General features: G+C 72.5%; 10 protein-coding genes. 3 read left to right on the forward strand and 7 right to left on the reverse strand.

The genetic code is table 11. The annotated features are described in order from the left end of the window. Nucleotides 1-9: 9 nt before the first annotated feature. On the forward strand, nt 10-501 hold the full coding sequence (gene narJ / locus GRC12_RS17675) for a nitrate reductase molybdenum cofactor assembly chaperone (protein ID WP_208780265.1): 492 nt from the start codon (nt 10-12) through the stop codon (nt 499-501). On the opposite strand, the gene dnaK is transcribed toward narJ, so the two are convergent. From dnaK to GRC12_RS17705, 6 genes are all read right to left on the reverse strand, one after another. Further along, nucleotides 498-2,375, reverse strand: coding sequence for a molecular chaperone DnaK (gene dnaK / locus GRC12_RS17680; protein ID WP_208780266.1), 1,878 nt, complete (start codon nt 2,373-2,375; stop codon nt 498-500). The two genes, narJ and dnaK, sit on opposite strands and share 4 nt — an antisense overlap. 144 nt (nt 2,376-2,519) lie before the next feature. Then, nucleotides 2,520-2,948: an OsmC family protein gene (locus GRC12_RS17685; protein WP_208780267.1), complete on the reverse strand. Its 429-nt coding sequence runs from the start codon at nt 2,946-2,948 to the stop codon at nt 2,520-2,522. A 57-nt stretch (nt 2,949-3,005) separates the two neighbouring features. Next, nucleotides 3,006-4,805 carry a vWA domain-containing protein gene (locus GRC12_RS17690; protein ID WP_208780268.1) on the reverse strand — a complete coding sequence of 600 codons (1,800 nt, stop codon included), beginning with the start codon at nt 4,803-4,805 and terminating at the stop codon, nt 3,006-3,008. After that, the gene (locus tag GRC12_RS17695) at nt 4,802-5,863 is read right to left on the reverse strand and encodes an ATP-binding protein (RefSeq protein ID WP_208780269.1); all 1,062 of its coding nucleotides are present in this window, start codon (nt 5,861-5,863) and stop codon (nt 4,802-4,804) included. Before GRC12_RS17695 ends, GRC12_RS17690 begins: the two co-directional genes overlap by 4 nt. A gap of 80 nt (nt 5,864-5,943) precedes the next feature. Further along, nucleotides 5,944-7,950, reverse strand: coding sequence for an alkaline phosphatase family protein (locus GRC12_RS17700; RefSeq protein ID WP_208780273.1), 2,007 nt, complete (start codon nt 7,948-7,950; stop codon nt 5,944-5,946). A gap of 135 nt (nt 7,951-8,085) precedes the next feature. Continuing rightward, nucleotides 8,086-8,493 carry a hypothetical protein gene (locus tag GRC12_RS17705; RefSeq protein ID WP_133041872.1) on the reverse strand — a complete coding sequence of 136 codons (408 nt, stop codon included), beginning with the start codon at nt 8,491-8,493 and terminating at the stop codon, nt 8,086-8,088. 83 nt (nt 8,494-8,576) lie between these two features. Here GRC12_RS17705 and GRC12_RS17710 point away from each other — a divergent pair, with 83 nt between their 5' ends. Together GRC12_RS17710 and GRC12_RS17715 are read left to right on the forward strand one after the other, a co-directional pair. Next, nucleotides 8,577-9,350 carry an MBL fold metallo-hydrolase gene (locus tag GRC12_RS17710; protein WP_208780270.1) on the forward strand — a complete coding sequence of 258 codons (774 nt, stop codon included), beginning with the start codon at nt 8,577-8,579 and terminating at the stop codon, nt 9,348-9,350. Then, a complete protein-coding gene (locus GRC12_RS17715) occupies nt 9,347-9,973 on the forward strand; it encodes a DedA family protein (protein WP_208780271.1) in 627 nt (208 codons plus the stop codon). Before GRC12_RS17710 ends, GRC12_RS17715 begins: the two co-directional genes overlap by 4 nt. Nucleotides 9,974-10,121: 148 nt before the next feature. Here the strand turns inward: GRC12_RS17715 and GRC12_RS17720 are convergent. Beyond that, a partial coding sequence (locus tag GRC12_RS17720) for an MBL fold metallo-hydrolase (RefSeq protein WP_208780272.1) occupies nt 10,122-10,905 on the reverse strand: 784 nt, incomplete at its 5' end.

A 10,905-nucleotide genomic window follows, 5' to 3' on the forward strand; every position in this document is an offset into this window, starting at 1 on the left:
GGAGGCCCGATGCCCTCGGACGCAGTGCTCTACCAGGCGGCGGCGCTGTGCCTCACCTACCCGGACGAGGACTTCGTCGCCCGGCTGCCGCTGCTGCGGGAAGCCGCCCCGCAGCTGAGGGAGTTCGTCGACCACGCGGCCCTCACGCCGCGGCGGGAACTGGCCGCGCACTACGTGCGGGTCTTCGACTCCGGGAACCGCCACAGCCTGTACCTCAGCCGGTGGCAGGACGTCGGCTCCCGGCGGCGCGGCACGTCTCCCGGCACTTTCAAGGACGTCTACCGAGCCGCCGGACTGGAGCTCACCGGCGAGGAACCGCCCGACTTCCTGCCCGCGGTGCTGGAGTTCACGGCGCGCACCGGCGACACCGGTCTCCTCACCGGACACCGCGACGGCCTGGAGCGACTCCGTTCCCGGCTCACCGGCTTCGGCACCCCGTACGCGTCCGTCCTGCACGCCGTGTGCGCGACGCTGCCGAGCCGCCACACGAGGGGACCCTAGGCGGCGCCGCCCTTCGTGTCGCGGTCCTCGTCGACGATCTCCGCGTCCACCACGCCCTCCTCGTCCTGCGGTGAGGTGTGCTGCTCGGTGCCGCTGCCGCTGTCCGTGCCGGACGACGGCTGTTCCGCCTGCGCGTACATCGCCTGGCCCATCTTCTGGCTGACGGACGCCAGTTTCTCGACCCCGGCGCGGAGTTCGGCCGTGTCCCCGTCGCGCTCCAGCAGCCCCTTCAGCTCGGCCGTCGCCTCCTGGACCTCCGTCCTGGTGTCGGCGGGGACACGGTCCTCGTTGTCGCGGATGAACTTCTCGGTCTGGTAGACGAGTTGCTCCGCCTGGTTGCGGGTCTCGGCGGCCTCGCGGCGCCTGCGGTCCTCCTCGGCGTACTGCTCCGCCTCCCGCATCATGCGGTCGATGTCGTCCTTGGGCAGCGCGGAACCGCCCGTCACCGTCATCTTCTGCTCGCGGCCGGTCGCCAGGTCCTTCGCCGAGACGTGCATGATCCCGTTCGCGTCGATGTCGAAGGCCACCTCGATCTGCGGCACCCCGCGCGGGGCGGGCGGCAGCCCGGTGAGGTCGAAGACGCCCAGCTTCTTGTTGTACGCGGCGATCTCGCGCTCGCCCTGGTAGACCTGGATGCCGACGGACGGCTGGTTGTCGGTGGCCGTCGTGAAGATCTCCGAACGCCGGGTCGGGATCGTCGTGTTGCGTTCGATGAGCTTGGTCATGATGCCGCCCTTGGTCTCGATGCCGAGGGACAGCGGGGTGACGTCGAGGAGGAGGACGTCCTTCACGTCACCGCGGATGACGCCGGCCTGCAGGGCCGCGCCGACGGCCACGACCTCGTCCGGGTTGACGCCCTTGTGCGGGTCCTTGCCGGTGAGCTCCTTGACCAGGTCGGTGACGGCCGGCATCCGGGTCGAGCCGCCGACCAGGATGACGTGGTCGATCGCCGACAGCTTCACGTTCGCGTCCTTGACCGCCTGGTGGAAGGGGGTCTTGCAGCGGTCGAGCAGATCGGCGGTGAGCTCCTGGAACTGGGCGCGGGTCAGCTTCTCGTCGAGGTGCAGCGGGCCCTCGGCGGAGGCGGTGATGTAGGGCAGGTTGATCGTGGTCTCGGACGAGCTGGACAGCTCGATCTTCGCCTTCTCGGCGCCCTCCCGCAGCCGCTGGAGCGCCATCTTGTCCTTGCCGAGGTCGATGCCGTACTGCCCCTGGAACTTCTTGACCAGGTGCTCCACGATCCGCTGGTCCCAGTCGTCGCCGCCCAGATGCGTGTCGCCGTTGGTGGCCTTGACCTCGATGACCCCGTCGCCGATCTCCAGCAGCGACACGTCGAAGGTGCCGCCGCCGAGGTCGAAGACCAGGACCGTCTGCTCCTCGCCGCGGTCGAGGCCGTAGGCGAGGGCCGCGGCCGTCGGCTCGTTGATGATCCTGAGCACCTTCAGGCCGGCGATCTCCCCGGCCTCCTTGGTCGCCTGCCGCTGCGAGTCGTCGAAGTACGCGGGTACGGTGATCACCGCGTCCGTGACGTCCTCGCCGAGGTAGGACTCGGCGTCCCGCTTGAGCTTCTGCAGCACCCGCGCGGACAGCTCCTGCGCCCGGTAGCGCGTCCCGTCGATCGACCCCTGTTCGGGGAAGCGCCAGTGCGCGTCGCCCATGTGCCGCTTCACCGACCGGGCCGTCCGCTCGACGTTCGTCACGGCCTGCCGCTTGGCGACCTCTCCGACCAGCACCTCCCCGTTCTTGGCGAAGGCCACGACCGACGGTGTGGTCCTGGCCCCCTCCGCGTTGGCGACGACGGTGGGTTCGCCGCCCTCCAGCACGGCCACCACCGAGTTCGTGGTCCCGAGATCGATCCCGACCGCACGTGCCATCTCCGTCCCCTTCCGCCAGGGCGCTTCTCAGACTCCAGCACAAAACTTGAGTGCGCTGTTGTCAATGCCGCGTAGGGCCCGGGTACCCCGGAAAACGGAGGTGCCGCGCCTCTGCGCGAGACGCGGCACCGGTGTCGCGGACGTTCAGGAAAGCTTGGCGGACAGGGTGATCGTCGTGCCGGCCAGCGCCTGGCTGACCGGGCAGTTCTTCTTGGCGTCCTCGGCGGCGGCGACGAACGCGTCGTTGTCGATGCCGGGGACCGTGCCCTCGACGGTGAGGTGGATGCCGGTGATGCCCTCACCCGGCTGGAAGCTGACGTCGGCGGAGGTGACGAGCTTGGTGGGCGGGGTGCCGGCGCCGTTCAGGGCGTGCGACAGCGCCATGGAGAAGCAGCTGGAGTGCGCGGCGGCGATCAGCTCCTCGGGGCTGGTCTTGCCGTTCGCGTCCTGGGAGCGCGAGGCCCACGTGACCGGCTGCGCCTCGATGGCACCGGAGGAGTCGAAGTTGACGACCCCGTTGCCCTCGATCAGGCTGCCTTCCCAGACGGTGTGTGCGGAGCGCGTGGTTGCCACGGTGAATCCTTCCGACTTCCTGGTGTTCCTTGCGACCCCATCCGATCACATTCCGGCTCATCGCACCCGGAAGACGGGCCCTCGGGCGGTGAACGGCAGCCGGGCGCCCTGCGGGATGAGATAGGCGTGCTCCCGGCGCACCCGCAGCACGTCGCACCAGCCGTCGGTGATCACGAGGACGGGCGCGGTGGGCGGGAAGTCGTCGGCGCGCAGGAGCAGGTCGATCCCGGGCTGCAGGACCGTGCCGCCCCGGCCGTGTACCCGTACCCGCCCGGCGATCTCCGTGACCGGCAGGAAGCCCGCGTCGTGCGGGGCCGCGTCGCAGAAGACCACACGGGCGGCCGGCACGTCCCGGGCCCCGGCGTACGAGGCGATCGCCCCGAGCGCCTTGCCGAGCAGGGTGCGGTCCATGGACCCGGAGGTGTCCAGCACGACACCGAAGGTGCAGCGGGCGATCTCCTCGGGCGGGAAGTACCGGCCCGCGCGCGGGATGTCCGGCGTCGAGGACTGGCGGCGGGAGGGACGGGCGTACGACCGCACGGGCTGCGGACTCGGCACGAACTCGTCGAACCAGCGGGCGAGTTGCGCGTCCCAGGGCAGCGGCGGGTGGCTGAGCGCGCGGATCTCCTCGACCAGGCCGCCGGGCAGGAACCCGCGCTCCTGCCGCTGGTGCAGGTCCAGGCCCTGGGCGAGGCCCCGGCGGTAGAACCCGTCCAGGTCGACGTACTCGCCGGGCGGGCCGAGCGGGGCGCCGAGGATGTCGCCGAGGCCCTTGCCGCGCAGGGTGGCCAGCCGCCGCATCCGGCGCAGGTCGCCGGCGAGACGGTCGTGGACCTCCTCCGCGGACAGACCGGTCAGCGCGGGGTCGTACAGCAGTCCCTCCGGCATGGTGCCGATCTGCATCTCCCGCAGCCAGTCGTTGATGACGTAGTCGCAGGCGACGTTGAAGAGGTAGGGGTCACGGGTGCCGCAGCGGTCGCCGTGGCGCAGGGCGGCGTGCAGCATCTCGTGCGCCAGGATGAACCGCCACTCCTCGTCGTCGAAGGTCCGCAGCGGGTTGATGTAGATCTCGCCGGCCTCCGCGTTCACCGCGGCCACGGAAATGCCGTGGGCGCGGGCGAGTTCGGCGTCGGCGACCAGCTTGATGCCGGCCGCGATGCCGCCGAGCAGCGGGTAGGAGGAGATGAACCAGCTCAGGGCCTTCTGCCAGGGCCGCTGCGGGGCGAGTTCGCCGCTGAGCGAGTCGCGGCGGCCGCCGGCCAGGTCCATCGCCGCGGACACGGTCCGGGTCAGGGCACCGGCGAACGCCAGCTGGTGGTCCGGGGGCCCGCTGCGCCATCCGTGCCAGGTCAGGAGCAGCTGGTCGGGTTCGTCGCCCGCCGTGCCGCACCGCTCGTACGCGGCCGGGAGTCCGTCCCGCCGCCAGCGCGCGGCGAGTTGCTCCTCGTCGCCGTCCGGATAGGAGCCGGGGAGTTCCTCGGGAGCGGTGCCGATGGTGAAGTTCAGCAGGAACCGGTTGACGACGACGCAGCGGGCGGCGAGGTCGAACCGGTCCGGCTGGACGCGCTCGCCCTTCGCCGCCGGGACGTGCCCGAAACCGAGGTGCAGCACTGCGTGCGCGAGCGCCCAGGCCCAGGCGGCCGGTTCGGCGAGCCGGAAGGGGTGGACGTGCAGGTCGGCGTCGGAGTCGACGACCACCAGGCCGTCACGGGGCGCGAGCTTGCACTCCTCGTCCCGGCAGACGTCGAACTCCACTGCCGCGAGCGCCGGGTTGGCCTGCACCAGCCGCAGTCCCTCGGCGAACGCCTCGGCCGCGAGGTCCCGCTTCTTCGGCCCCTTCGCGCGGGGACGGCTCACCGCCGCGCCTCCACCAGCCGCGGCATGTCCCGGGCCGCCTCGATGAGGAACCACGAGGGCAGCACGGGGTTGCCGTCGGCGTCGGAGGCGATGACGGTCTGCGCGACCTCGACGGAGATCTCGGCGAGCTGCACGAGCAGCGACTTGGCGCGGTACGCGGTCTGCCGGCCGTTCGCCGACATGTGCTCCTTGCTGACCGGGAGTTCCTTGATCAGCCGGCCGCGGAAGGACTCGGCGAGGTAGTAGAGCAGGTCGCGGTCCTCGAGGCGGTTCGGCCAGCGGGCGTCGCCCTTGATGATCGCCTCGATGCCGAACCTGCTGCGCACGATCTTGACGTAACCGCAGAAGGCGGTCGCGTGCACGGGCGTCAGAGTGCCGTGCGCCAGCACCTTCAGCGTCTCCTCGTCGACGCCCTGGCCGAAGGAGTGCAGGGCGTCGGAGAGCATGTGCCAGGAGCGGGGCGTGGAGAACGGCTCCTCGGTCTTGGGCGGCTTGGACCAGAGGTGGTCGGGGCGGTCGGTGAGGTGGTCCAGGACCCAGGGGTGGATGTCGTTGTTCACGGCCCAGGTCAGCCAGTCCTTCGCGGACGCCTCCAGATGGACGTGGGTGAGGCGGTTGACGAGGGCGGAGGCGATGGGACGGGCGAGCGCGTTGTCCGTGGCGCGGTTGCCGGCGCCGATGACGATGGAACCCTTGGGGAGCTCGTAGGTGCCGATGCGGCGGTCGAGGATGAGGGAGTAGAACGCCTTCTGGACGTCGGGGGTGGCCGCGTTGAGCTCGTCCAGGAACAGGCAGTACGGCTCGTCGCGGGCGATCGCCTCGGGCGGGCAGAACACCGAGCGGCCGTCGCGGATCTGCGGAACGCCGATCAGGTCCTCGGGCGCGAGCTGCGTGCCGAGCAGGCTCACGCACTCCAGCCCCAGCGACTCGGCGAACTCCCGCACCAGCGAGGACTTTCCGATGCCGGGCGCGCCCCAGAGGAACACGGGACGGACGGTGGCCAGGCCCAGCAGCAGCTCGGGGACACGGGCGGGAGTGACGGTGACGGCAGCCTGCAAGGGCGGGGTTCCTTAGGGATGTCCGGGCGATGTCCGACCCGAACAGTGTGTGCGTACGGCTCCGCCCGCGCAGCTGATTTTCAGGCGGCCCGCTCCCGCTCGTCCTTGCCGGACAGCGGCACCTGCGGCCCGTTCAGCTCCCGCAGCCACCGCCGCAGCACCCGGTGGACCTGCTCCGCGCCGACGAGTTCGGAGCCCTCCTCCACCGGCTCGGAGAAGGCGAGCGGGGACAGCAGGAAGGGCCTGGCCTGGGCGCCGCCGAGGCCGCCGTGGGAGCCGATCTGCTCCTCGAAGGCGAGGACCTCGCCGTCCGCCGGGTCGTGGAAGGAGTTGACCATGATGTCGGCGGTGTGCGGGAAGGAGTGCGTGCGCCGCACGGCGTCCGCCGCTCCGGGCCCGAAGACCTCGAGCGGCCCCGGATCGTCGTCGAGCCGCGCGAGCGGGATCTCGGCACCGTGGGCGCCGAGCACGAGCCCACCGTGCTCCTCGCTGCGCACGAGGAGGAAGCCGATGCCGGGATGGTTGGCGAGGGTCGTCAGCAGGGCGGGGTGGCGGGCGTCGATCTCCTCCTTGCTCATCCGGTGCGGCACGTCGGGGAAGGAGACCAGTCCGAGGTTGCCGGAGGCCAGCACCAGCGGCTCGGAGTGGCGGGACGGGCGGTACTGCTCGCCGCGCTCCTCGACGGGCCGCCGCAGCGCCGCCCGCACCGCCACCCGCGCCTCGGCGCCGCTGTGGGTGCGCTGCGCCTTGCGCGGCACCGGCAGTCCGCAGCCGGCCCGCACCAGCTCGCCGAGACCGAGGCCGTAGCGGGCGCGGAAGGTCTCGCCGGGGCTCTGCCCGTGGTCCGACAGCACGACGATGCGGTACGGCCGCGGGGCGTGCTCGGCGACGTTCGCGATCAGCGCCAGCGCCCGGTCGAGGCGCTGGAGGACCTTCTCGGCGTCGCGGCTCATCGGCCCCGAGTGGTGCGCGACCTCGTCGTAGGCGACCAGGTCGGCGTAGACGGCGGTGCGGCCGGCGAGCAGGTCGCCCATCACGGCGGCGACCACGACGTCCCGTTCGACGACGGTCGCGAAGGCGCGGACGAGGGGATACAGGCCGCCCCGGGAGACGCGTGGCCGCTGCTTGCGCATCCGGGCCCTGGTCGACTCGCCGATCTCGCGGCCGACCTCGGCGACGAAGGACATGACGGTGCGCACCGCGTTGGCGGGGTCGGAGAAGTAGGCGAAGTAGCCGGCCCGGGAGCGGTTCTCCCGGCCGCGGCGGCGGGTGGCTATGGACAGCACGAGGGCCTGTTCGTCGGCGCCGCCGCCGAAGAGGTTGCCGCGGCTCGCGCCGTCGACGGTGAGCAGTCCGCCGTCGCCGGTGAACTCGACGGCTCTTCGCTGGAGTTCGGCCGCGCTGGTCGGGCGGTTGCAGACCATGACCTCGCGGCGGTCCTTGTCGTACCAGCGGAACGCGGGCACGTCGTGGTTGGTGCCGTGCAGGATGCCGAGCTGGCTGGCCCCGGTCTGGCTGGACCAGTCGGTGCGCCAGGGGGTGAGCCGGTGGGTGCCCTCCAGCCACCGGGCGACGGTGGGCATCAGGCCCTTGCCGACGGCGGCCACGAGGACGTCGTGGCCGACGCCGTCCAGTTGCAGGAAGACGGTCCCCGGGGTGGCCGGACCGGGCGTGCCGGGCACGCGGCGGCGGTCGGCGAGACGGTAGAGGCGACGGCGGTAGGCGTCGTCGTCGCGCACCGCCAGGGCACCGCCGGTGGCGGAGGCGACGGCGGACATCACCGCGGCGACGACCACGGCCGTCTCGGGGGCGGCCTCGGCGCTGGAGGACGGGTTCAGCCGCAGGGCGACCAGCAGCAGGGAGCCGTTCAGGACGAAGACCAGCAGGCCGAGGACCAGCGCCGGCACGAGCAGCAGGGCGCGCACGAGCAGCGGCCACACCAGGGCCGAGAGCACACCGAAGGCACCGGCGCCGACAGCGGCGGTCACGGCGATGTGCGTGGCGCTCTCCCCGTCCGGGGACTGGAGCCGGAAGTCGGGCAGGATGCCGGCGAGCACGAGCATGGTGACCGTGGAGACCGCCCACACCACGACGCTCCGCCCCAGCTGGCTGGCGACCCGCCGCCACCGCACACCACGCACGCCCGGTCCACCTCACGTCCCGTCCCGCCGTCCCCGCGGGCCCGGACCAAGCCTGTCATACGAGCTGACCGGGGGCGGTTGCTACCGGCCGTCGTAGCCGGCCGTCGGCATCGACAGTCTGCGGTGCACCCGGGCCTTCATCTGGGCGTCGTAGCGCGGTTCGGCGCTGCCCACCGTCTCCACCCGCACCCCGCGCCGGGCGCACTCGGCGGTGAACTCCTCGACCGACGACAGCGCGCTCTCCAGGACCCGGCGGCTGGGGGCCACGAACAGGTCCACGCCGGGCCGGACCCCGTCCCACAGGACGCAGTGGTCCGCCCGCACCCCCCGGACCAGCAGCTCCCGGGCGATCGTGTACCCGTGTTCCGCCGCCCAGCGCGCGCACATCGCGTGCTGGCTGCGGGAGTCCACCAGGAAGGGATCGGCGTCCAGCTCCTCGAGCGGTGTCAGACTCGCGATCGCCGTCACACGCACGCCTACCGGGCCCATGGCGTCCCCCTCACCTCCGGGTTTCGCCGCCGACCCTACTCCAGCCCGTAGGCTTCGGGGAGTCGCGCGAAGGAGGCAAAGAGGTGCCGGTGGAGATCACCTGGTGGGGTCACGCCACCTGCACGCTCCGGGACTCCGGCGTCCGGGTGCTCACCGACCCCCTGTTCGCCCGCCGCCTGGCCCATCTGCGCCGTCGCCGGGGTGCCGTCCCGCCGCCCGGCGCCTGGCAGGCGGACGTGGCCCTGGTCTCCCATCTGCACGCCGATCACCTGCATGTCCCCTCGCTCCAGCGGCTCGCGCCGGGCACCCGCCTGCTGGTGCCCCGGGGTGCGCCCCGGGCCGTCCCGGGTCTGCGCCGGCTCACGCATCTCACGGTGACCGAGGTGGGCGCCGGGGACGTCACACGGGTTGGTGACCTGGTCGTACGGGCGGTACCCGCGCTGCACGACGGGCGGCGGCTGCCGGTCGGGCCGCACCGCTCCCCCGCTCTCGGGTACGTCGTCGAGGGCGAGGGGCGCACGTACTTCGCCGGTGACACCGGGCTGTTCGACACCATGGCGAAGGAGGTCGGGCCCGTCGACGTGGCGTTGCTGCCGGTCGGCGGCTGGGGGCCGTACCTCGGGGAGGGGCACCTGGACGCGGGGCGGGCGGCGCGGGCGCTGGCCCGGCTGGGGGCGCGCAGCGCGGTGCCGGTGCACTACGGCACGTACTGGCCGATCGGGATGGACGCCGTGCGCCCCCATGAGTTCCATGCGCCGGGCGAGGAGTTCGTGCGCCTGGCCGCCGAGTACGCGCCGTCCGTGGCGGTGCACCGGCTCGGGCACGGGGAGAGTGTGCGGCTGGAGGTCGCGCGGTGATACAGCTGGCCGTCACCGCGACGACCGTGCCGACCGAGTCGACCCAGCAGGCGATCGGATACCCGTCGCTGTTCCTGCTGGTGCTGTTCGGGGCGCTGGTCCCGGTGATTCCGACGGGGGCGCTGGTCAGCACGGCCGCGGTCGTGGCCTTTCACCAGACCGACCCCTTCTCGATGCTGCTGGTGTTCGTGACGTCGTCGGTGGCGGCGTTCCTCGGGGACGCGGCGCTGTACTGGCTGGGGCGGCGCGGGCTGAAGTCGAGGAACGGCTCGCGGTGGCTGGAGGCGATACGGTCGCGGGCGCCGGAGGAGCGGCTGGCGCAGGCGCAGTCGAAGCTGGCCGAGCACGGGATCGCGGTGCTGGTGCTGTCCCGGCTGGTGCCGGCCGGGCGGATTCCGGTGATGCTGGCCTGTCTGCTGGCGAAGTGGCCGCTGCGCCGGTTCGCGCGGGGCAACCTTCCGGCGTGCCTCGCGTGGGCGGCCACCTACCAGGTGATCGGGATCCTGGGCGGGTCGCTGTTCCCGGAGCCCTGGGAGGGCGTGGTGGCGGCGGTCGCGCTGACCGTCCTGGTCAGCGCGGCCCCCACCCTCTGGCGCAAGATCCGCCGGACGACCACCGCCTGAGCGCTCCGCTGCGGGCGCCGCGATCTGCCGTCGTTCTGCTGCGGCGCCGTCATGGCTGGTCGCGCCCACGCGGCGGAGCCGCACATCGACCGCGGCACCGCGCTCCCTCGGGGCGCCGCCGAACCGCAGCGGACTTCATCCCACCCGCTCAGTCCAGCACCCGCGAGCCCCCCACCGGCAGGTCCCACAGGTTCTCCCGGTCCAGGCCCGCCTTCTCCCAGGCGGCGCGCACCCGGGTGAGCGGTTCCATCACCGGCTCCGCCGACAGGACGAACGTGCCCCAGTGCATCGGCGCCATCCGGCGCGCGCCGAGGTCCTGGGCGGCCCGTACCGCTTCCTCCGGGTCGCAGTGGACGTCGCTCAGCCACCAGCGGGGGTCGTACGCCCCGATCGGCAGCAGGGCCAGGTCGATACCGGGGTAGCGGCGGCCGATCCGGTCGAACCAGTGGCCGTAACCCGTGTCTCCGGCGAAGTACACGCGCCGGCCGTCGGGGTCGGTGAGGACCCAGCCGCCCCAGAGGCTGTGGCAGGTGTCGGTGAGGGTGCGCTTGGACCAGTGGTGGGCGGGGACGAAGTCGAAGCGGACGCCGTTCAGTTCGGCGGCCTCCCACCAGTCCAGCTCGGTGACGGCCGTGAACCGGCGGCGGTGGAACCAGCGGGCGAGGCCCGCCGGGACGAACACCGGGGTGTCGCGCGGGAGTCGGCGCAGGGTGGGGGCGTCCAGGTGGTCGTAGTGGTTGTGGCTGATGACGACCGCGTCCACGCGCGGAAGGGACTCCCAGGGCACGCCGACCGGGGTGATGCGGGCCGGGGTGCCGAGGATGCGACGGGACCAGACCGGGTCGGTGAGGACGGTCAGACCGCCGATCTGGACGATCCAACTGGCGTGCCCGGCCCAGGAGACGGCGACCGTGCGGGCGTCGACGCGGGGC

Origin of the sequence: Streptomyces griseorubiginosus, assembly GCF_017614965.1 — a bacterium.
Lineage (GTDB): Bacteria > Actinomycetota > Actinomycetes > Streptomycetales > Streptomycetaceae > Streptomyces > Streptomyces griseorubiginosus_B.